The following is a 21238-nucleotide window of genomic DNA, read 5'->3' as shown; positions in this document are numbered from 1 at the left end:
GCTAACACTGGAAAGTGTTTATAACCGATATATAATAGTTGGTATAGCCTGTACAGATATAGAGGAAAGATTAGACAAGGGGGTCGCGATCATGAACCGGTTGTGCAAGGTGCTGATTGTTGACGATGAGTTTCTGGTAAGACAGGGCATAAAGCACCATATGAACTGGGAAGCGGAAGGATTTATCATTGTGGGTGAAGCTTCCAACGGTGAAGAAGGATTACAGCAGGTGAACCTGTTAAAACCGGATATTGTGATCACCGACATTGTCATGCCTGTCATGGATGGCGAAACGTTTGTCCGTACACTAAAAGCCAGTAATCCGCAGATTGAAGTAATTGTACTTAGCAGCTTCAGTGAATTCGAGTATGTACGTTCAACGCTTCAGCACGGGGCAGCCGATTATATACTGAAACCCAAGCTGGATACAAATGAATTATTGCAAGTCCTTCAACGCACAGCGGGTAAAATTCCCGAGCTACAGTTCGAGCCGTCGCACGATGGCTGGAGACTTGGGCAACTGATGGAGAAGATGCTGTCCGGATTTACACTGGATGAAGATAGCGAAATGCCGATCATTCGAGATACCTTTCCGTATGAATCCTTTCGTCTGCTGGTGTATAAACCCGTGGGTGCTGGAGGGAATCCACTGAAGATGGATCAGGAACAGATAGAATCCAAGCTCCGCAGTGATCTGCCTGAAGTAGAATGTGCAATGGTTCCCGCAGAGGGTACATTACCTGTGATGCTTCTTAATGTCGATCCTGCGAGAGATGAATGGATGCTTGAACGGATCAGACAGTTGGCCAGTGAAAATGCAGCAGGAGAAGACAGTCCTGGTTGGGTGCTTAGTGAAAGCTTTACTTCATTTGAACAGATGGGTGTTGTTTACCGGGAACGCCTGATTAAGCTGATTGAATATCGCTTCTATTATAAGGATCGACCAATCCTGGTGTATGGTGAACTGCCTCCAATGCATCCCGCAGGTTACCAGTTTAATGTGAATATGTTTTTGCAGCATGTGAAGCGTAACCGGGTCGAAGCGGCAAGGGAGTATTTACAGGATCATGCAAAAACTCTTGGACGGGATTATATTGCCGATGTGTTTGAGATCAAATCATTTCTCGGTAACTTGATCTTTAACGTGACCATTACCCTCGCGGATATGGATGTCCAGTCTGCCGGGCTGGAAGAGAGCAAATATACGTATTTTAAAAATGTGGACGGGGCTTCAAGTCTGGACGAAGTCATGACTGTGCTTGACCAATTCATGACGGAAGTTCAGGAGTGCACCGTTGGGTGTGGGTGGAAAACGAAGTGATCCCAACATGAAGATGCTGCTGGATTACATGCATGAGCACTTTGATCAGCCGCTCGGGCTTGCTGAAGTAGCCAAGCACTTTCATTTTAATCCATCGTATTTATCCAGTTATTTCTCATCTCACAAAAAAGAAGGATTTAATGAATACTTAAATAAAATTCGGATTGAAAAGGCCGAGGAATTGCTCCGATCCGATGATGTAACGATCTCTGAGATTAGCAGTATGGTAGGCTATTCCGATCATAGTTACTTTTGCAAAGTGTTCAAAAAATTCACCGGATTATCACCAAGCCGATACCGGCGCAAATTCTGGGCATAAAGTCAGAAGGATAAGATTATGAAGAAATGGATGAACCAATTATCTCGTCTTGGATTGTTTCCCAAGTTGTTTCTGGTTATGGTGGTCAGTATTGTCCTCGTTTCTGTACTCATCTTATGGACGACCATTCACATGTCAACCAATCTGTTTACTGAGACGTTCAGTATCACAAACTCCAAGGTGCTTAATCAGATCAAAACAAATTTTGAATCCTTTAATGAGGCCATTGCTGCCGTATCGAATAATGTGACGCAGAGTGGATCGATCCGAGGATTCCTGTCCGAAGGAGATGCCGATTCCCTCACGATGGCCAAATCCTTCTATAATATGAGGGAAACGATGGATCGAATTCAATCCATCACAGAATCCTACGAAGTAGGGATAACAATTATCGGGATTAATGGACGAAGCTATTCCACGAATCGTGCTCACCTTCAGTTGTCCGTGGATGAATTGAAGCAGGAGCCAATTACGATGGAAGCCGCTGAGACGCCGAGTCGTCTTATCTTTGATGTTTACCAAAACGAGGCAACGCTCGGGAGTCAGCAGATGATCTCTGCGACGAAAGCGTTGACGGACCGAACACGCAGCCGAATATACGGTACGCTCTATGTCACGATGAGAGAAGACATATTCCGGCAATTTTACAGTAGCTTTACAAGTCGTGGCAATGATGTGGTCATTATGAATGAAAAAGGTGAGATTGTATCATCGAATCGTGAAGACTGGATCGGAACAACTCAGCTGGATTTGCTATCGTATGCCCGGGATATGAACAACAACTCTCCGAGAAGTATTAATGCTCGTGTGATGGATCAGGATAGCGTTGTGCTATCCGAGTATTTACCGTTCTATCGGTTTTATATTGTCAATGTAGTGGATAAGGATCTGGCGATGGGTCAACTTATCGACATGAAGACGGTTGCCCTGATCTGTGCAGCTATCGTTGTGGGGGCACTCATCCTTGTGTTTCTCATCACCAGCCAGATTACCAAGTCACTGCGCAGACTTGTGAAGCAGATGTCCAACATTACAAAAAGTGATCTGGACAACTATATTCCGGTGAGCGGAAGCTACGAGAGCAGGCAGCTTGGTCATGCTTACAATTACATGCTTGATGAACTGCATGATTATGTGGATCAGTTAGTACAGACACAGCATGAACAACGTAACGCAGAGCTTGCGGCATTACAGAGTCAGATTAATCCTCACTTCTTGTACAATACACTTGCATCTGTCAAAGTTCTGGTGCAACAAGGCAACAAAGACAGGGCTGCGGAGACGATTAACGCGTTAATTGGATTGTTGCAAAATACGATCAGTGATGTGAGTCAGACTGTTACCGTGGAACAAGAAGTCGAGAATTTGAAAAATTATGTCTTCATTAATCACGTCAGATATGGTGGCCGGATTAAAGCAGCATTCTACGTCGCTCCCGATTGTACACATTACCATGTACCGAAGCTGGTTATACAGCCGTTTATCGAGAACGCATTTTTCCATGGATTTATCAAAAAAGAGACGGGCACGATTCATGTCATGGTTTCCAGAGCGGGGGAATCGCTCATCTGTGAGATCATGGACAATGGTGATGGAATTGAAGGGCTCGTTATGGGAGAAACGTTACCCAATCCAAAGAACAATCGTCAACTATTCAGCGGTATCGGTATTCGCAACGTACATGACCGTATTGAATTATTATATGGTTCACCTTATGGTGTCACCATTATGAGTACGGTTGGGGAAGGAACGAGAGTCACCGTTACACTGCCTTTAATCACGAGTTGAATCGAACCCCGATTCGATTAAATACACTAAAATCGAGATCCCTCGCTTCTGTTTTATACAGAGGCGGGGGATTTTCACGTGTCAGAGGTAAAGCGGGTGAAATCATTTTTGTACTATTTCAAGATCAAGAAATTACAAAATCAAAAGAAATTACAAAAAACCAAATTTAATGCAAGCGGTTTCTGTAAAGGTTTTCATTGTGGCAATAAGATGACAAATCCGTACAAAATTATTACTAACGAATGGAGATATGGGAATGATAAGATGAATATATCGAAAGCAACCGCTTTCAGAAAACGCAAACAAATTACACACAAAGAGGTTGAAGGGGAGTTGAATGTTTTGAAAAAAATGTGGGTATTGATGCTCGTTACAGTACTGCTGTTGTCCGCATGTTCATCCGGTGGCGGAGGTAATTCCGCTAGTGGTGGTGACGAAAAAACAAACGAAATTACGGTCTGGGCTTGGGACAAAGCTTTTAACGTAGCTGCAATGGAAACAGCAAAAGAAGCATATCAAAAAGCAAATCCTGATGTGAAAATTAACATCATTGAATACGCTCAAGCTGATATCATTCAGAAACTGAACACAGGTCTTAACTCCGGAACTGCCAGCGGTCTTCCAAACGTAGTTCTGATTGAAGACTATCGTTCACAAAGCTTCCTGAATGCATATCCTGATGCGTTCAAAGATCTGTCTTCCAGTATCACGGCTTCCGATTTTGCAGATTACAAACTCGGACCAACAGCGTTTGATGGCAAACAATACGGAGTACCATTTGACTCCGGCGTTGCTGGTTTGTACTACAGAACAGATCTGCTGGAGCAAGCTGGCTACAAAGCAGCTGACCTGCAAGACATCACTTGGGATGACTACATCCAAATTGGTAAAGACGTAAAAGCTAAAACAGGTAAAGAGCTTCTTTCTCTTGACCCGAATGACCTTGGTTTGATTCGTATGATGATCCAAACTGCAGGTAAATGGTATTCCGCAGAAGATGGTAAAACACCTGACATTGCTAATAATGCTGCTCTGAAAGAAGCGTTTATTACTTACAAAGCAATGATGGATGCCAACATTGTTAAATTGCACTCTGACTGGAGTCAATTCGTTGCCAACGCCAATAACGGTAGCGTAGCAACAATTCCTACAGGTAACTGGTTCTCACCATCTGTACGTCAAGAAGCTTCCCAATCCGGTAAATGGGCTGTAGCTCCAATACCGAAAATGGCTGGTCAACCAAACTCTGTTCACGCATCCAACTTGGGTGGTAGCTCTTGGTATGTTATGAACAACGTTCCTGGTGCAGATCAAGCAGCTGATTTTGTAGCAAAAACATTTGGTTCTGACAAACAATTGTATCAAGATCTGTTGAACAACATCGGCGCAATTGGTACGTACAAACCAGCAGTTGATGGTGACGCGTATGCCAAAGCAGACGAGTACTTCGGCGGACAAAAAATCTTCACAGACTTTGCGAATTGGACGAAAGAAATTCCAAGCGTAAACTATGGTATCAACACATATGCCATTGAAGATATTCTGGTTGTAGAAATGCAAGCATTCCTGAACGGTAAATCAATCGATGACGTTCTGGCTGATGCACAAAAACAAGCTGAAGCACAATTAAACTAAGATACCCAAGGTAACTTATAGAACCCTAGGAAACATCGGAGCCGTCTCCCATGTCCGGCGCAAGTCGAACCGGATATGGCGAGAGGCTCCGTGGGTTCTACCCATGTTCCATGGAGAGAGAGGAGCCATACTGTGAAAGCCATGAATACAGGAGACAGTCTCCAAAAGAAAAATAATTTGACTGGATGGGCTTTTGTTTTGCTGGCTGTTGTCGGGATTGTTGCATTTTACTTCTACCCGATGATCCAAGCGCTGCTCTTATCGTTCAAATCTGGTGTAGGAGCCAATCTTGAATTTTCGGGCCTTTCTAACTACAAAAGATTGTTAGTTGATACAACGTTCCGTACAGCATTATCGAATACATTTATCTACTTGATTATTCAAGTGCCTGTAATGATTATTCTTGGTTTGTTTATTTCCGTATTGCTGAATGACAGCACACTACGCTTCCGGAGCTTCTTCCGTACTGCGATTTTCTTGCCTTGTGTAACTTCATTGGTAGCGTACTCTGTTGTATTCAAATATTTGTTCGCACCAGATGGAATGGTGAATCAATTCTTGATGGGCTTGCACATTATTGGCGATCCAATTCAATGGATCACAGACCCGTTCTGGGCTAAAATTACGATCATAATCGCCGTTACTTGGCGTTGGACCGGATATAACATGATTTTCTATCTGTCATCCCTGCAAAACATCGATCAATCGATCTATGAAGCTGCAAGAATTGACGGAGCGAATGCTTTTACACAATTCTTCAAAATCACTGTACCTTTGCTTAAACCGATTATCCTCTTCACGTCCATCACATCAACGATTGGTACATTGCAAATCTTCGATGAGATCATGAATATTACCAAAGGTGGTCCAGGTAATGCGACCATGTCGATTTCACAATACATCTACAACCTTTCGTTCAAATATTCACCGGACTTCGGTTATGCAGCAACAGTGTCATATTCCATCGTAATCTTGATTATTGTATTGTCCATCATCCAGTTTAAAGTGGCAGGTGATAATAAAAATGGCTAAAGCTAAAGCAAAACGGATTTTCACGTATGTGTTCCTATCCATCGTCGCCTTTGTATCCATTTTCCCTTTCTTCTGGATGCTGGTCAGTTCAACAAATGCATCTGTCGATGTAACCAAGGGTAGACTGCTGCCCGGTTCAGCTTTTATTGATAACTTCAACAAACTGATTGATTCGACAAATCTGGTACAGGCTCTCGGAAACTCGGCGATTATCTCTGTGGTCTCCACTCTCTTGGCACTGTTTATTGGTTCCATGGCAGGTTATGGCTTCGAGGTATATCGCACGAAGTCTCGTGACATTGTGTTTAATATCCTGTTGTTATCCATGATGATCCCGTTTGCAGCGATTATGGTACCACTGTATCGTATGTTTGCAACAATCTCGGGAGTTGCACCGGTTATCGGTATTAACACGATGTCAGCAGTTATCTTGCCAACCATCGCAACAGCGTTCCTGATCTTTTTCTTCCGTCAGAACACCAAAATGTTTCCGAAAGATTTGCTGGAAGCTGGACGTATTGATGGTTTGAGTGAACTCGGCATCTTCTTGAAGATCTATATGCCAACCATGAAAACAACATATGCAGCGGCAGCAATCATTACATTCATGAGTAGCTGGAACAACTATCTGTGGCCACTCATTGTATTGCAAACACCTGACCAACAAACGATTCCACTGTTGATCTCAAATCTGGGTGCTGGTTATTCTCCGGATTACGGAGTAATCATGACCGCAATCGTTATTGCAACACTGCCTACAGCAATCGTTTTCTTCATCATGCAGAAACATTTTGTTGCAGGTATGGTAGGTTCCGTGAAGTAATGGAAACAGCATAATCCGTGCAAATGACGGGTGCAGGAAAGAAGAGAGGGCGCTGTTATGGCGTACCTCTGTCTTTTTTGTTTATGTAAAGCAAAAGGAAATCCAGAGTAAACCTTGAATAAGTCAAACTATAACGTTTTAAAGGGAGAGAGAGCCGATGAAAGCAACAAAGGCAGATATCAACTGGTTGGGGGACGTAAGTGTATTTGAGGTGAACCGTCTGCATGCTTATTCCGATCACCGTTATTACCAAACAATGGAAGAGGCAGTAGGTTCAGGCGCGATGTCCATGCGTTATGATCTGAATGGTACGTGGAAATTTAACTATGCAATTCGTCCAGACAGCCGTTCTGAGTTTTTCTATACATCCGATTTTTCCAGTGAAGGCTGGGATGATATTGAAGTTCCGGGGCATATCCAACTTCAAGGATACGGACAGATTCAATATGTAAATACACAATATCCTTGGGATGGCCTGAACGAAATTCGTCCGCCAGCATTACCACAGGATAAAAATCCGGTTGGAAGTTACATTCGCACATTCCACCTGCCGACAGGTTGGGAGTCGAATTCGGTATATATTTCTTTCCAAGGTGTAGAGTCTGCATTTTATGTATGGCTTAACGGACAATTCGTAGGATACGGGGAAGACAGCTTCACGCCATCTGATTTTGACCTGACGCCATTCCTTCAGGATGGAGAGAACAAACTCGCAGTTGAGGTGTATCAACGCAGCACAGGCAGCTGGCTGGAAGATCAGGATTTCTGGCGTTTCTCCGGCATTTTCAGAGATGTATATCTGTATACCGTCCCAGCTGCACACGTACGTGATGTTCATGTTCGCACAGATCTGGACAAGTCCTATACCAACGGTACATTGCAACTAGATTTGAAACTGGAAGGAAAAGCGGTTGCTGGAGCGCGAGTTGAGGCTGAACTTCGTGATCGTGAAGGCAATACTGTTAAAACGTTTGAGTCCAAAGTTAACGATGGACAAGTAAGTCTTCGTGAAGATATCGGCACAGTAAACCTGTGGAGCGCAGAGATTCCATACTTGTACCGTCTCTATATTCGTGTATATGATGCTGCGGGTACACTGGTTGAGGTAGTTCCTCAAGCCGTTGGTTTCCGTACATTTGAAATGATTGATAAAGTGATGCACATCAACGGTAAACGTATTGTATTCAAAGGTGTGAATCGCCATGAGTTCAACCCGCGTCGTGGACGTGCGGTTACGAAGGAAGACATGCTGTGGGATGTTCGTACGATCAAACAGAACAACATGAATGCCGTACGTACGTCACACTATCCAAACCAAAGTCTTTGGTATGAGTTGTGTGATGAATACGGACTTTATGTTATTGACGAGATGAACCTGGAGACACACGGATCTTGGCAGAAGCTTGGCGCCGTTGAGCCTTCATGGGTTATTCCAGGTGACAAACCGGAATGGCATGATATCGTTATGGATCGCGCTGTATCCATGGTGGAGCGTGACAAAAACCATCCGTCCATTCTGATCTGGTCTTGTGGTAATGAATCACACGGTGGTGAAGTCATCTACAAAGTATCCCAATACTTCAAATCAGCTGATCCAACACGTCTGGTACATTACGAAGGTGTATTCCATGATCGCCGTTTCGATGAGACCAGTGATATGGAGTCTCGCATGTATGCCAAACCGGCAGACATTGAGGAATTCCTGAATGCAAACCCGACCAAGCCGTATATCAGCTGTGAGTACATGCATGCCATGGGTAACTCCATTGGCGGTATGCACAAATATACGGAGTTGGAAGACAAATATCCGATGTATCAAGGTGGATTCATCTGGGATTACATCGACCAATCCATTTATAAAAAAGATCGTTACGGCAAAGAGTTCCTCGCTTATGGCGGAGATTTTGGTGATCGTCCATCAGACTATTCGTTCTGTGGTAATGGTATCGTCCATGCTGACCGTAAAGTAACTGCGAAAATGCAGGAGGTTAAATTCCTTTACCAGAACATCAAGCTGTTCCCGGATCGTGAAGGTGTCAAAATCGTGAACGGTAATCTGTTCGCAGATACATCTGCGCTGGAACTGGTATACAGCCTGGAGCGCGAGGGACATGAAGTGCTGCGTGGAACATTGGAAGTGAACGTGGATGCACAAAGCGAGACGGTAGTGAAACTTCCGCTTGGTGCAGAAGCTCTGGTGGGCGGCGAGTACGCTGTGAACACTGCATTTGTGTTAAAAGAAGCTACACTGTGGGCTGACAAAGGCGAAGAAGTGGCATTTGGACAGTTTATTTTCACACAGGATCAGGTAAATGATGCAGCCGAGACGGACCTGAACCTTGTAAGTGATGTACAGGTTATTGAAGGTGACGTTAACATCGGTGTTCGTGCTGGCAAGACACATGCGCTGTTCTCCAAACAGTTCGGGACACTGGTTTCCCTGAAATTGTCCGGTCGTGAGACGATTGCTGTACCACCTGCACCGCTCTTCTGGCGTGCAATGACGGATAATGACAAAGGTATGGCGATGGGCTTCGAACTGGGCGCCTGGTATGCAGCGAGCCTGATGCCACGTTCTGTAGAGTGGAAAGCGGAACAGAAACCGGATCAATACCGGATTGAGTTCACTTACAAACTCAACATTTCGGAGGATGTACAAGTGAAAGTGGTATATACCGTTCATGCAGATGGAAGCGTACGTGTGCATAATACGTACAAAGGTACAGCCGGATTGCCGAACCTGCCAATCCATGCATTGTCCTTCAGAACATCACCTGACTTCGAAAACGTGGAATGGCTCGCGATGGGACCAGAAGAAAACTATGCAGACCGCGCATTTGGCGCACGTCTCGGTATCCACGGCAGCAAGGTAGCTGATACTGTAGCTCCATATCTGGTACCACAGGAATCAGGTAACCGCACTGGGGTGCGTTGGGCGAAATTGACTGACAACGCGGGACGTGGCTTTAAAATTGAAGCTTCTGGAACTCCAGTCGAGCTGAATGTCTCACCATATACAGCATTTGAGCTGGAGAACGCACAGCATGCGTACGAATTACCTCCTGTGCACTATACGGTCGTGACTGTAGCGGGTAAACAAATGGGTGTTGGCGGTGACGACAGCTGGGGTGCTCCAGTTCATCCGGAATACTTGATCCCTTCGGACGGCGAACTGACATTTGAATTTGTCATTCGTGCACTGTAAGTAAAAGAATCGTACAGAATAAAGAATGTATTCTATAAAGAACAGAGGTCTTCGCTCATCGGAGGCCTCTGTTTTGTTATGTCAACGAACAGCTTGAGAGCATTGTATGAAACCGTTCTCTCTCTAACCTCGTAATGTACGAGACAGGAAACATAAGAGGGGGGTTCAAGATGAGTAAAAAAGCAAAGACAGGTATATGGGTGACGGTGTTAGTCTTCTTAGGTATCATTGTTGGATGTTTCATATGGTATTTCAATACCGCTTCAGGTGAACGTGCACTCAAAACGATGAGGTCCAATAACTCGGGTGGCCTGGAGAGGGTTGTTAAAGTGTACAGCAACAATGGTGAATTGATTCAGACCTATGATGGCAAAATTGACGTGGAAGATACGGAATACGGGAATAAAGTATTATTTGATCTCAATGGGAAACGTGTTGTGATCTATAATGCAACGATTGTTGTTGAAGAGAAGTAAGCGTAATTTGCCAGTCTTGACGAAGCGCTGGTTTGGAATTTGGAATGACACCCTAGTGAAGATAAACAAGGAGGAGTTTAGTGATGATCCTGGGCAAAACATCGGACATTTCAGGTTTAACGCAGGTTGCCAATCTAACGGATGAGTTGCAGCCTGTATTTGATAAAGCAGAAAGCAAATATCAAGTAGTTGATATTGAACTCTTCTTTGTTTTCAGGTGTCTTCCTGAAGAATATGAGAGAAGGTCCACGGTCAGGCATGTGAAGAAGGAGAATGTCATCTATTTTGATCTGGTGGTCAGCGAGGATCGGTATAAGACATTAAGCAAAAGCAAACAACGGTATGCGTTAAGCCATGAGTTTTATGCTTTTTTGAGTGAAAAGATCCAGAAATACAAGATTGAACATCTAAACACAAATGAGTTTATCGAAGATATGGGCATGTGGCTGAGGGAGATTGGATGGTTGCAGACCGACGAGCAAGCCGACATAAGTGAATTTGAAGAAAAGTATAACTAATAAAATAATTAAAACATATACAACAAAAAGAAGCCCTCTTTCGAGAGCTTCTTTTTCATGGGAGAGGAGAAACCGGACGAAGAGCTTATGGGGAAACGTAAGTCTTCTCCGCGGTTGTCTACGACACTTGTGATGTCGATAATTATAGAATCGCCCGATTGTTTCCTTTTTATACATATGCGTTAACAATTCGTCAACAATTTTCCAAGGGAAATGAAGACCGCACATTTTTCAAACCGAACCCGAGTGTGGTACGATAGTCGTATCAATAAACTTACATAGAGAAAAGGTGACTCGTCAAGTGAGAGTGGTATCTGGGAGTGCAAAAGGCAGGCCGCTAAAGGCTGTTCCTGGCACGGGTACGCGGCCGACCACCGACAAGGTGAAGGAAGCGTTATTTAGCATGGTTGGTCCTTATTTTGAGGGCGGCACAGCATTGGATCTGTTTGCAGGCAGTGGAGGTCTCGGTATTGAGGCGCTGAGCCGCGGCATGGACAAGGCTGTTTTTGTTGATTTGGAATCGAAAAGTATTGAAGTTATCCGCATGAATCTGAAGGCGACCAAGCTTGAAGACCAGGCGGCCGTATATCGTAATGATGCAGGTCGGGCATTGAAGGCACTCGCCAAACGAGGCACAACGTTTGATCTGGTGTTTCTGGACCCGCCATATCGCATGAAGAACGGGCACGAGTTGATGTTAACCATGCACGAACTGGAACTTCTGGAACCCGAAGCAACCATCGTGCTTGAATATGAATCCAAACATGATTACCCTGAGCAATTCGGCCCGTTTGAACAAACGCGCAAGGCTTTGTATGGGGAGACAGCAGTATCCATCTATTATTATGCGCCAGAAGCAGTTGAAGATGGAGAATCCATTACACCGGAAGGGGAGACTCCTCATGACTGAAATGATACACCGACAGGAACGGATCGCCGTATATCCTGGAAGTTTTGATCCCGTAACGATGGGGCATCTGGATATTATCGCCAGAGCGTCAAAGCAATTTGATCGCGTCATTGTGGCTGTGTTGAACAATATGAGCAAAAATCCGCTGTTTACGGTGGAGGAACGCAAAGAACTGATTACGGAAGTAACCCGCCATCTGCCAAATGTGGAGGTTGACAGTTTCCGCGATCTGACAGCCAATTACGTCCGGCAAAAGGAAGCTCAGGTCATCGTTCGTGGTATACGCTCGGTAACTGATTTTGAATACGAGTTGCAATTGGCATCGACCAATAGCAAGTTGAACCCGGATGCGGAAACGATATTTATGATGACAAATCCCAAGTATTCCTATTTAAGTTCCAGCATCGTCAAAGAAATCGCTCATTATCATGGAGATGTTACAGATCTTGTCTCACCTGAAGTGGAAGCTGCGCTCCGTCAGAAAATCAGCGAGAAAACCGGCGGTTAAACCAGAAGGTAAGACCGGATAGACTAACCATGACTATAAGAAGTAATGCAAGACCCATGCATGCGACAGGGAAGACGCTCCAAATGGTGTTGATCGTGTATGTGTTACCTGGACTATGTATGAATAGCCAACCGAATGGTGTCGTGAGTTCCTCCTCTGCATTCGTCTGTAATGTGGTCCAGACTTCTGTGCTATAACGACTGAACGGCATCCATAGGAACAGACTGATGAAAAAGGCGATTAATCCATGAGTCAGGCGAACTCCAGCAAAGTACAACATCGATTTGGTGCCCGGACTAGTTGTTTTCAGGACAGCAGAAACTTGCAGATGGGAACATAAACCACCCCATCCCAGAACGGCTGCAAGTAGAGACATGAGCAGCATGGGTGTAAGTGAAGTTTGGCTCAAATGATAAGTGCCCAGATGAAGCTCAAAGAAGGCTGGCCACAGCGCAGCAGAGGAACCGGGCGTCAGATAAAGGGAGACCAACCGGATAAACACGGCAAAACCGATCATGTATCCTCCAGTCATCATCAAGGTCTGCACAGCTTGAGACACGGTGTCACCTAACAGTTTGCCAAATCCCCTTCCATCACGACGTTGAGCTTCCCTCGCTGCAATCATCATATCGGACCATACACCGCGTCGTTTGAACGTAGAGTGGTGGGGTGCAGATGAGCGACTTGTGGAACTTGCGTGACTTGCAGGCTGAGAATCAAGAGAGTTGTTATCTGTTTGCGCGGCTGTGGAGCCAACCCTGTTTGTCTGGTTACCTGGTGCTGGCAGGAGACGTGTGGCAAGAACGGCAGCAATCCAGCCGCTGATCCAGTGGACCACGAGTAGAAAATATCCGGCCGCTGGCTGGTGAAGAAAAGCAGCGCCAACGACTAGTATGATCATCATTGGATTGGCAAAATGAGATGCCGCCGCAAGGACAACCGCCTGCTTGGCGGTAATTTGTCTATCCTGAAATAAACGGGACACCGCATCTGCTCCTGCGGGGAATCCGCCGCACATGCCAACGGCAATCGCCAGACCTGCGTTGCCTGGGAGTCTGAACCATCGTTGCATCAACGGTCCGAGCAAGGCGCCGACCGCGTGGGTGAAGCCAAACGCAGTGAGCATTTGGGATAACATGAGGAACGGGAGCATGGCAGGGAAGATGATTTTCCACCATATATCCAGACCTTGAATAGAGGCGTCAAACGCTTCTTTGGGGGAAGCAACTACTGCAATGACCAACATTAAAGCGCCGGTACTTAGGATTATCGTTCGTAACGGGCCAGAATCTCTAACCTCGCTCTGTAATGTCATCGTTTCACCTCATATCAGATAACGCCGATTCGGCATCTGAATCGTTATGGACGGCCGAATGACGCCCGAAGGGCGGTTCGGCCTTGACCGGACAGGCTATTGTATACAGCGGCCTATCCGGCCTGTACCATTGTATGCACAAGGACCAGAGTGTTAGACTTGAAAAAAATGATAAAACAAGATGGAATTACGATCGCTGATTAGTGTAGAGTTCAGCTTATATAGAGATACAAAGAACGGAGGCTCATGCGATGAATCGGATTCGGAAATCTGGCGGATTCAGAGCTTCGATCTTTGTGATCGTGGTGGCTCTGGTCGTTTATGTTGCCGTGTACATGCCAACGCCGTATATCATATATATGCCTGGCAGTGCAGATGAAGTAAAACCAATGGTAACCGTTAAGGGTGGAGACCAGGAAGAACGCGGTGTGTTTATGATGACGACCGTGTCGGCAACATATGCCAATGTGTTTTTGCTAGGAACCTCTCTGTTCAATAAAAATGCTCAAGTGGATAAAAAGGAAGACCGACTGCGCGGCAAAAGCGAAGCGGAATACTCTGCCGAACAGGTGTGGTTCATGAGTGACTCACAATCCTCCGCAATGGAGGCTGCATATGAGCAGGCTGATGTGACTTACTCTATTGTACCTGAACATATCTTTGTATTTGGACTGTCTGAAGATCCAAAACCGGAAGGAGACATTGCTCCGGGAGATATCATTCTGGGAGTGAACGGAACAGCTACGCCGGATAATACGGTGCTTTCTGCCCAGTTAAAAGATAAAAAGGTCGGAGATACGGTTGAAATGCAACTGGAACGTGGTGGAGAGACCATTAGCCGGGACGTGAAACTGATTCAGGTAAAAGACAGTAAAACGGGTGAAACCCGCCCGGGACTCGGAGTAATGATCGGTGCGGTTCAGAAGGTGAAAGCTGAAGATCCAAACAAACAGATATCCTTTACAGATACTCAGGTTGGTGGTCCGTCTGCCGGCTTGATGTTTACGTTGGAGATCTATAACCAGTTAACACCTGGAGATCTGACCAAGGGGCATCGAATTGCGGGTACAGGTACCATTACCAAGGACGGTGTGGTGGGTGCCATTGGTGGTGTAGTGCACAAGATTGTAGCCGCTGATCGGAAAGAAGCGGAGATATTCTTTGTGCCGAAGGATAACTATAAGGAAGCAGCAGCCAAGGCTGAACAGATTGGCACCAAAATGAAACTTGTGCCTGTGAGCACGGTGGATGATGCGCTGGCTTATTTGAAAACCTTGTCCGTGAAATCATAGGTTATAATCGGGGGGGAAGAGATCGAGCCAACGTTGAACCGGATGGATAAAGAACGGATGAAATCGGAATAATTTATTGCACCGGAATGAAGTGTGATCAAGAGATTTGAGAAGATCAACAGAAGTTAATAAGGAAATCCCCTTGTTGCGATGTGCCTGAATGGCGCGCAATAAGGGGATTTTTATTTGTTTAGTTGAGTGTGGAACAGTGGATATCAATGATCTGTTTGATGATGGAATAAAAAGCTCCATAGAGATGAAGCCTTATGGTCAAAAGCGGATTACAGTCTCACAGGCGACTCATAGTAGTCACTGAACATCTTGCGTGTGTCCCTATGCTCGCAAGCGAGCCCATACGCAACCTGAGCTTGTATATCCAGTTCCAACTGATTGTGTGTGAACGTCGACGGTTTCAGCACAACAGGCAGTGACGCGGTCTTCTTCATTTGTTTAAGCAGGCTCTGCCCTTGAGCATTAAATCCGAGGACTCGGAGATATCCGGGTCCGCCAGCCAATTGCTCTGGTGAACACTCGGCTTTGGTGTGATTCAGGAGCAGGTGGGCGAGCATACGCTGGAGTTTGGTGCGTGTGTATCGTTTGGTCTTTAGTGCATTCAGGAGTGCTTCGACTGAAGGCTCCGGGAGCTGAGCGAGTACACGGCTCAGCCGGTGTTCCAGGCCTTCCGTGACTTCGGCGATGCGTTCCAGCTCGGAGGCACGTCGGGTGGCCGCGAGGTGCAACAGAGGCTGTGCAAAGCGCTCCCAGTGTATGGGAGCGCGCCCTTCCTGCCATTCGCGATGCAGAATGGCAAGGGTTGCCGCCGGCACGTATGGCGCGGCGGCATCGGGTCCGTCCGCCATCAGCAGGCGGCGGACAGCTGTTGCACTGGCGATCGCCCCCGGCCCGGGCGTCGTCTCATGATACGCGGCACCGGTACGCGCCGCCGTAAAGGGCTGGATCGCGCTGCCAAGTCGTTGCAGCGCGATCAGGTAGTGCAGCCCAAGCGAATTGTTGGGCTGCTCCAGCAGTGCAGCGGCGTCGTGAGCATCGACGCCGCCAGGCGCCAGCGCCGCCGCCGCGCCTGCGTACGCGGCGGGGTAGCTGGCGCCTTCCCGCAGGCGGCGCACGATGTCCTCGCGCATCCCTGCGGGCTCCACAGCCAGCACGCGCGCAATGCGCTGCAGGCTGTCCAGGTCGCCGGACTCGCTGCCAAAGCAGAGCGAGTCCACAATGCCGGTGCGGTGCAGCAGCGATACCGCACCGAAGGCAAACCACTCTGCCGGTTGGACCGCGTACGCAACCGGCAGTTCAAGCACGAGATCGGCGCCTGCGTGCAGCGCCATCTCAGTGCGCGCCCTTTTACCCACGATGGCGGGTTCGCCACGCTGGAGAAAAGGGCCGCTCATGACCGCAACAACGGCGTCTGCGCCACTTAGCCGCCGAGCTTCTTGCAAATGATAGACATGCCCATTGTGCAAGGGGTTATATTCAACAATGACGCCTACGGCTTTCATGATTAGACGTACTCCTTTCGATTGGATAACCGAGTATGTATAACATCCATTCCATCATAGGGGATGTCATGTATTAGATCAAATCATGCACCAATTCAGACAAGAAAAAGGCACAAATCCGACATCAACGGATGTCAGACTATGCCTGCAAATCTATTGTATATTACAGATTTTCGATAATCGGAGAACGATCTCTTCAACTTAATAAATCAGAACGCTTAGACACTTTCCGGAGCGGGAGATAGACTTGCTTTCGGCCCAAAAAATTCATAATGAATGTTGTCCGCTGCAACACCAAGCGCCAGAAGCTCCGTATACACTGCCCGCATGAACGAAACGGGTCCGCACAGATAATAAGTGGAATCCAGTTCATCGATCACTTGACGAAGCCAGACCGCATCCATATAACCTTCCTTATGAAAATGACTGTTCGTACGATCAGCATCCTCAGGTTGTGTATAACAATAATAAGCTTTAACGCCCTGATTAAGTTCGACTAGACTGTTCACATGATCACGGAACGCGTGCGATTGACCATTGGGACTTGCATGCAAAAATGTAATGGTGCGATTTTCATTCAAGTTAGCCAGCGTATTTAACATGCTGATCATGGGCGTTAGACCCACACCACCACTCAGGAGAACAACAGGCCGTTTATCGTCTGCATTCAGCGCGAAGTCGCCAGCAGGAGCGGATAGTTCCACCAGACTGCCTTCTTTAATGTGATCGTGGAGATACGTAGAGATAACTCCGTCAGGACGCTCTAATACACCTCGCTCACGCTTAACGGAAATGCGATAGTAGGGTTTACCCGGGGTATCTGAAAGGCTATACTGACGAATCTGGGTAAATGACTGTGCCTCTGGTTTGATTTTGATACTGATGTATTGTCCCGGTTCATAACTGGCAATGGGCTGACCATCGTCTGGAACGAGGTAAAAGGACGTGATGACTTCACTTTCCTGCACTTTCTTGGCAACCTTGAAGGTACGAAATCCTTCCCAGCCACCCGTCTGGTTTTCCGCTTCTGTGTACATGTCCTGTTCGATCCCGATAAAGGCGTCTGCAATGACATTATAGGCTTCGCCCCACGCCGTGATAATTTCATCCGTTGCCGTGTCTCCGAGTACATCTTTGATGGCTTGAAGCAGATAGGTGCCAACAATCACATATTGCTCGGGAACGATACCCAGGCTGCGATGTTTATGTGCAACTTGCCGGACGGCAGGCAGGATGGAGGACAGATTATCGATATGCAGGGCAGCGGTGTATACCATATTGGCGAGAGCGGCTTGCTGTCGTCCCTGTTTCTGATTTGCGTGATTAAAAATATTTAGCAGTTCCGGATGAGCTGTGAACATCGTTTCATAGAAATGGCGTGTGATCGCTTCGCCGTGGACTTCAAGTACGGGTACTGTAGATTTAATCACTCTAATTGTGTGCTCGCTTAACATACATTTTCCCTCCCGATATAATATGAAATAGTTGGATAATAAATCGGTCATGGAGCTGATCGTGCTTCGGTTTATAGCAAGTATAGATAGGGGACAAGCGGGTCTGTGTGATATAGATCACACTAAACGTTAACGAAATGTGACTGCTATTTGCAAGGAACTACAATTAAAATGACGACTTGTAGTTTATCTTGAAGTGAGTCTATAATAGACCAGATGGAGTAAACGGTTCTGAGCCATTGGTTTTAAAAAGGGTGTAAAGTTAAAAGTGTTGACAAACGTCTTGAAAAATCGGTATAATGATTTTTGTTTGTTAAGTCAATTTCATAATACTTTTAACGATAAATCGTCAGAATACATACAGTCAGGATTTACTGCTTTACAAAAGCAGGCTTGACCTGTATAACTGTCGTGATACGTTTGATACGAATTATGAAATTGGTTTCGTTTGGAGTGATGGAAATGTTAATGCCATTTCGCAAAGTGGCTACCAGTGATGGCCCCCTGAAGTTTAACGAACAGTGGGATATCAAGGAACTGGTTTCTAACCGACAAGATATCACAGCCGTTACCCCGCTGACTGCGGACTTATCTGCAGAATTCAGAGAAGGTGACGTTGTGGATGTTCATGGCAAGCTGACCGTAGGAGTGGACATGTTGTGCTCCCGTTGTCTCAAGCCAATCAATGAACATTTTCATATTGATTTTCATGAGCAATTCAAGCAGGGAAAACAGCCAGAGGACTTACACGAGGACGATGATACGCTCTATGTGGATGGAGATAGCGTTGATCTGAAGGGTTATGCCGAGGAAGCTTTTCTGCTGGATCTTCCGTTTATACCGCTATGTAGCGATACATGCAAAGGGTTATGCCCCAAGTGTGGCCATGAGCTGAACGAAGGTGACTGCGGTTGTGATAACCAGGTTATTGATCCGCGGCTTGCAGGGCTCAAGGATTTTTTTAAATGAGCATGATTGAAAATCGAACATTTTAAGACTACCTGCAAAGGTTGATTTTGATAAGGAGGTGGGAATAATGGCAGTACCTCAACGGAGAACGTCCAAGACGCGTCGCGACAAACGTCGCACTCACTTTAAATTGGCTGTACCGGGCATGGTGAAATGTGAACAATGTGGCGAACTTAAACTTAGTCACCACGTGTGCAAAGTGTGCGGAACGTACAAAGCAAGAGAGATCATCTCTCAATAATAGTTGGACATTAAGTAGCACTTCATTTCGATGAGGTGCTACTTTTTTTGGATTAGAGAGTGTAGGTAGAGTGAGCTAACAAGCATGAAATCCTTGCACCAGAAGGGTGAATTGTTTTTGTTAGGCCAGTCTTTCTTTTTGACACGGGATGAGATATACTATAGTTTAGTACCAGGTTCTAAGATTTGACGTTACATATAGATGAACCATAATCCGTTTGAGAACGACCCTGGTGACCAGGGATGCAACTATAGAAGCAACACGAAAGAATGGTTGAACTGGCCGGATGGGACGGTTCCGTAAACGATACAGCGGGGGGTGTCAGGCATCGAACGTGTACCGAAGAGACAGAGGCAACAGCAGTTAACCAAAATGATAGAAGAGAACCCGTTTGTGACGGATCAGGAACTTACACGCCAATTGAAGGTGAGTATTCAGACGATTCGTCTTGACAGGCTGGAACTTGGAATACCCGAACTTCGGGAGCGGATGAAACTGATGGCAGAGCTCTCGTATGATCAGGTACGCTCGTTGCCCTTGCATGAGATTATCGGTGATATTGTGGATCTGCAACTGGATAAAAGCGGGATTTCCCTGTTTGAGATTAAGGAAGAACACGTGTTTTCCAGAACAGGCATTGCACGTGGACACTATGTCTTTGCACAGGCTAACTCCTTGGCTGTAGCGATTATTAATGACGAGATCGCGTTGACTGCATCAGCAGACATTCGCTTTGTCCGTTCGGTTCATTTGGGAGAGAAATGTATTGCAAAGGCTTATGTGAGATCGATTCCGGGTCAAAAGGGCAAAGCCAAAGTGGAAGTATTCACTTATGTAGGTGAAGAAATGGTGTTTCAAGGCAACTTTGTAATCTACCATTCAGGTGGAGAAGACAGCGGAGAAGGAGGTCATTTGGAATGAAAATCGTCATTGATGCCATGGGAGGCGACAATGCACCTGCATCAACGGTAGAAGGTGCGATTGCCGCAGCCACGGAATGGGCGGATACACAGATCGTCCTGATCGGCGATGAAGCCAAGCTGGAGCCTCTTTTGAGTCAGTCAGGTGTGAGACCTGCCAATCTTACGGTCCGGCATGCTTCCGAAGTTATTGGTTCGGATGATGAACCCGTCAAAGCAGTGCGCCGCAAGAAGGATGCCTCCATGGTGGTCGCAGGGCGCATGCTGAAAGAGGGCGAAGCGGACGCGATGATCTCGGCGGGCAATACTGGAGCGTTGATGACAGCGGGTTTGCTTGTTGTAGGTCGCATGGAAGGCATTGAACGTCCGGCGCTTGCGCCTATGATTCCAACGATTGATGATGTAGGTGTGCTTGCGCTGGATCTTGGAGCGAATATGGATGCCAAACCTGAGCACCTTGCACAATATGGTCTGATGGGCAGTTTGTATCGGCAAAAAGTACAGGGCATTGAGTCCCCACGAGTGGGCTTGCTCAATGTAGGAACAGAGCCAGGTAAGGGAAATGAGTTAACCAAACATGCATATCCTTTACTGGAACAACTCCCAATTCGGTTTGTCGGTAATGTTGAGGCACGTGATGTGCTGACTGGTGCTTGTGATGTGCTTGTATGTGACGGTTTTGCAGGGAATATCCTGCTGAAATCGCTAGAGGGCACAGCAGGTGCCATTTTCGCCTTGCTTAAGGAACAATTCTCATCTTCTCTCAAAAGTAAACTGGCTGCAGCTGTACTAATGCCTGAGCTGCGTGGGTTGAAACGAAAGCTGGATTATACGGAGCATGGTGGAGCGCCACTCCTCGGTTTGAGCAGACTGGTTGTGAAAAGTCATGGATCTGCTGATGGCAATGCCATCAAAAATGCTGTGCGCCAGGCTCGGATTGCAGTGCAGAATCAGCTGGTAGAGAGCATATCTAAGGAAATTAGCGGGAAGTGAGTGAC

General features: G+C 46.3%; 19 protein-coding genes. 16 read left to right on the top strand and 3 right to left on the bottom strand.

What is annotated here, in order from left to right:
* The first annotated feature begins 91 nt into the window (after nt 1-91).
* The 11 genes from QF041_RS09605 (at nt 92) to coaD (ending at nt 12535) form a co-directional block, all read left to right on the top strand.
* Nucleotides 92-1321 (top strand): response regulator, encoded by a 1230-nt coding sequence (locus QF041_RS09605; protein ID WP_307413746.1) that lies wholly within the window; start codon nt 92-94, stop codon nt 1319-1321.
* Nucleotides 1302-1640 carry a helix-turn-helix transcriptional regulator gene (locus QF041_RS09600; RefSeq protein WP_307413745.1) on the top strand — a complete coding sequence of 113 codons (339 nt, stop codon included), beginning with the start codon at nt 1302-1304 and terminating at the stop codon, nt 1638-1640. The genes QF041_RS09605 and QF041_RS09600 overlap by 20 nt, the downstream gene beginning before the upstream one ends.
* Nucleotides 1641-1658: 18 nt before the next feature.
* Nucleotides 1659-3428 (top strand): cache domain-containing sensor histidine kinase, encoded by a 1770-nt coding sequence (locus tag QF041_RS09595; protein ID WP_036670305.1) that lies wholly within the window; start codon nt 1659-1661, stop codon nt 3426-3428.
* Between the two features lie 351 nt (nt 3429-3779).
* The gene (locus tag QF041_RS09590; RefSeq protein ID WP_307416937.1) at nt 3780-5063 is read left to right on the top strand and encodes an extracellular solute-binding protein; all 1284 of its coding nucleotides are present in this window, start codon (nt 3780-3782) and stop codon (nt 5061-5063) included.
* A gap of 141 nt (nt 5064-5204) precedes the next feature.
* Nucleotides 5205-6095, top strand: coding sequence for a carbohydrate ABC transporter permease (locus tag QF041_RS09585; protein ID WP_036610887.1), 891 nt, complete (start codon nt 5205-5207; stop codon nt 6093-6095).
* Nucleotides 6088-6918, top strand: coding sequence for a carbohydrate ABC transporter permease (locus tag QF041_RS09580; RefSeq protein ID WP_307413743.1), 831 nt, complete (start codon nt 6088-6090; stop codon nt 6916-6918). The genes QF041_RS09585 and QF041_RS09580 overlap by 8 nt, the downstream gene beginning before the upstream one ends.
* 157 nt (nt 6919-7075) lie before the next feature.
* Entirely contained in the window at nt 7076-10123 is a 3048-nt protein-coding gene (lacZ, locus tag QF041_RS09575) for a beta-galactosidase, LacZ type (protein ID WP_307413741.1), read from the top strand.
* Between the two features lie 170 nt (nt 10124-10293).
* Nucleotides 10294-10599, top strand: coding sequence for a hypothetical protein (locus QF041_RS09570; protein ID WP_017689244.1), 306 nt, complete (start codon nt 10294-10296; stop codon nt 10597-10599).
* A gap of 83 nt (nt 10600-10682) precedes the next feature.
* Nucleotides 10683-11117, top strand: coding sequence for a hypothetical protein (locus QF041_RS09565; protein WP_307413740.1), 435 nt, complete (start codon nt 10683-10685; stop codon nt 11115-11117).
* Between the two features lie 301 nt (nt 11118-11418).
* Nucleotides 11419-12027: a 16S rRNA (guanine(966)-N(2))-methyltransferase RsmD gene (gene rsmD, locus QF041_RS09560; protein WP_307413738.1), complete on the top strand. Its 609-nt coding sequence runs from the start codon at nt 11419-11421 to the stop codon at nt 12025-12027.
* 1 nt (nt 12028) lies between these two features.
* Nucleotides 12029-12535: a pantetheine-phosphate adenylyltransferase gene (coaD, locus tag QF041_RS09555; RefSeq protein ID WP_085981453.1), complete on the top strand. Its 507-nt coding sequence runs from the start codon at nt 12029-12031 to the stop codon at nt 12533-12535.
* Here the strand turns inward: coaD and QF041_RS09550 are convergent.
* On the bottom strand, nt 12513-13850 hold the full coding sequence (locus QF041_RS09550) for a nucleoside recognition domain-containing protein (RefSeq protein ID WP_307413737.1): 1338 nt from the start codon (nt 13848-13850) through the stop codon (nt 12513-12515). The two genes, coaD and QF041_RS09550, sit on opposite strands and share 23 nt — an antisense overlap.
* Before the next feature lie 251 nt (nt 13851-14101).
* On the opposite strand from QF041_RS09550, the gene QF041_RS09545 reads away from it, so the two are divergent.
* The gene (locus QF041_RS09545; protein WP_307413736.1) at nt 14102-15142 is read left to right on the top strand and encodes a SepM family pheromone-processing serine protease; all 1041 of its coding nucleotides are present in this window, start codon (nt 14102-14104) and stop codon (nt 15140-15142) included.
* Between the two features lie 281 nt (nt 15143-15423).
* On the opposite strand, the gene QF041_RS09540 is transcribed toward QF041_RS09545, so the two are convergent.
* Together QF041_RS09540 and hmpA are read right to left on the bottom strand one after the other, a co-directional pair.
* Nucleotides 15424-16656, bottom strand: coding sequence for a nucleotidyltransferase (locus QF041_RS09540; RefSeq protein WP_307413735.1), 1233 nt, complete (start codon nt 16654-16656; stop codon nt 15424-15426).
* Nucleotides 16657-16874: 218 nt separating this feature from the next.
* Nucleotides 16875-18110, bottom strand: a complete 1236-nt coding sequence (hmpA, locus tag QF041_RS09535) for an NO-inducible flavohemoprotein (RefSeq protein WP_307413733.1) — start codon at nt 18108-18110, stop codon at nt 16875-16877.
* A 462-nt stretch (nt 18111-18572) separates the two neighbouring features.
* On the opposite strand from hmpA, the gene QF041_RS09530 reads away from it, so the two are divergent.
* From QF041_RS09530 to plsX, 4 genes are all read left to right on the top strand, one after another.
* Nucleotides 18573-19079, top strand: coding sequence for a YceD family protein (locus QF041_RS09530; protein ID WP_145319011.1), 507 nt, complete (start codon nt 18573-18575; stop codon nt 19077-19079).
* 67 nt (nt 19080-19146) lie between these two features.
* Complete coding sequence (gene rpmF / locus QF041_RS09525) at nt 19147-19320, top strand: 50S ribosomal protein L32 (RefSeq protein WP_017689233.1); 174 nt, start codon at nt 19147-19149, stop codon at nt 19318-19320.
* 372 nt (nt 19321-19692) lie between these two features.
* The gene (gene fapR / locus QF041_RS09520) at nt 19693-20241 is read left to right on the top strand and encodes a transcription factor FapR (RefSeq protein ID WP_047842457.1); all 549 of its coding nucleotides are present in this window, start codon (nt 19693-19695) and stop codon (nt 20239-20241) included.
* Nucleotides 20238-21233, top strand: a complete 996-nt coding sequence (plsX, locus tag QF041_RS09515) for a phosphate acyltransferase PlsX (RefSeq protein WP_017689231.1) — start codon at nt 20238-20240, stop codon at nt 21231-21233. Before fapR ends, plsX begins: the two co-directional genes overlap by 4 nt.
* The last annotated feature ends 5 nt before the right edge of the window (nt 21234-21238 follow it).

It is taken from the genome of Paenibacillus sp. W2I17 (assembly GCF_030815985.1).
Classification (GTDB): domain Bacteria; phylum Bacillota; class Bacilli; order Paenibacillales; family Paenibacillaceae; genus Paenibacillus.
This window is presented reverse-complemented; position numbering and strand designations above follow the sequence as displayed.

Bases quoted from the DNA above. Each gene is read 5' to 3' on its own strand.
- hmpA (WP_307413733.1), bottom strand. From the start codon at position 18,110: ATGTTAAGCGAGCACACAATTAGAGTGATTAAATCTACAGTACCCGTA.
- QF041_RS09550 (WP_307413737.1), bottom strand. From the start codon at position 13,850: ATGACATTACAGAGCGAGGTTAGAGATTCTGGCCCGTTACGAACGATA.
- lacZ (WP_307413741.1), top strand. From the start codon at position 7,076: ATGAAAGCAACAAAGGCAGATATCAACTGGTTGGGGGACGTAAGTGTA.
- QF041_RS09565 (WP_307413740.1), top strand. From the start codon at position 10,683: ATGATCCTGGGCAAAACATCGGACATTTCAGGTTTAACGCAGGTTGCC.
- QF041_RS09530 (WP_145319011.1), top strand. From the start codon at position 18,573: ATGTTAATGCCATTTCGCAAAGTGGCTACCAGTGATGGCCCCCTGAAG.
- QF041_RS09570 (WP_017689244.1), top strand. From the start codon at position 10,294: ATGAGTAAAAAAGCAAAGACAGGTATATGGGTGACGGTGTTAGTCTTC.
- coaD (WP_085981453.1), top strand. From the start codon at position 12,029: ATGATACACCGACAGGAACGGATCGCCGTATATCCTGGAAGTTTTGAT.
- rpmF (WP_017689233.1), top strand. From the start codon at position 19,147: ATGGCAGTACCTCAACGGAGAACGTCCAAGACGCGTCGCGACAAACGT.
- QF041_RS09580 (WP_307413743.1), top strand. From the start codon at position 6,088: ATGGCTAAAGCTAAAGCAAAACGGATTTTCACGTATGTGTTCCTATCC.
- QF041_RS09605 (WP_307413746.1), top strand. From the start codon at position 92: ATGAACCGGTTGTGCAAGGTGCTGATTGTTGACGATGAGTTTCTGGTA.
- plsX (WP_017689231.1), top strand. From the start codon at position 20,238: ATGAAAATCGTCATTGATGCCATGGGAGGCGACAATGCACCTGCATCA.
- QF041_RS09585 (WP_036610887.1), top strand. From the start codon at position 5,205: ATGAATACAGGAGACAGTCTCCAAAAGAAAAATAATTTGACTGGATGG.
- QF041_RS09590 (WP_307416937.1), top strand. From the start codon at position 3,780: ATGTGGGTATTGATGCTCGTTACAGTACTGCTGTTGTCCGCATGTTCA.
- fapR (WP_047842457.1), top strand. From the start codon at position 19,693: ATGATAGAAGAGAACCCGTTTGTGACGGATCAGGAACTTACACGCCAA.
- QF041_RS09545 (WP_307413736.1), top strand. From the start codon at position 14,102: ATGAATCGGATTCGGAAATCTGGCGGATTCAGAGCTTCGATCTTTGTG.
- QF041_RS09540 (WP_307413735.1), bottom strand. From the start codon at position 16,656: ATGAAAGCCGTAGGCGTCATTGTTGAATATAACCCCTTGCACAATGGG.
- QF041_RS09595 (WP_036670305.1), top strand. From the start codon at position 1,659: ATGAAGAAATGGATGAACCAATTATCTCGTCTTGGATTGTTTCCCAAG.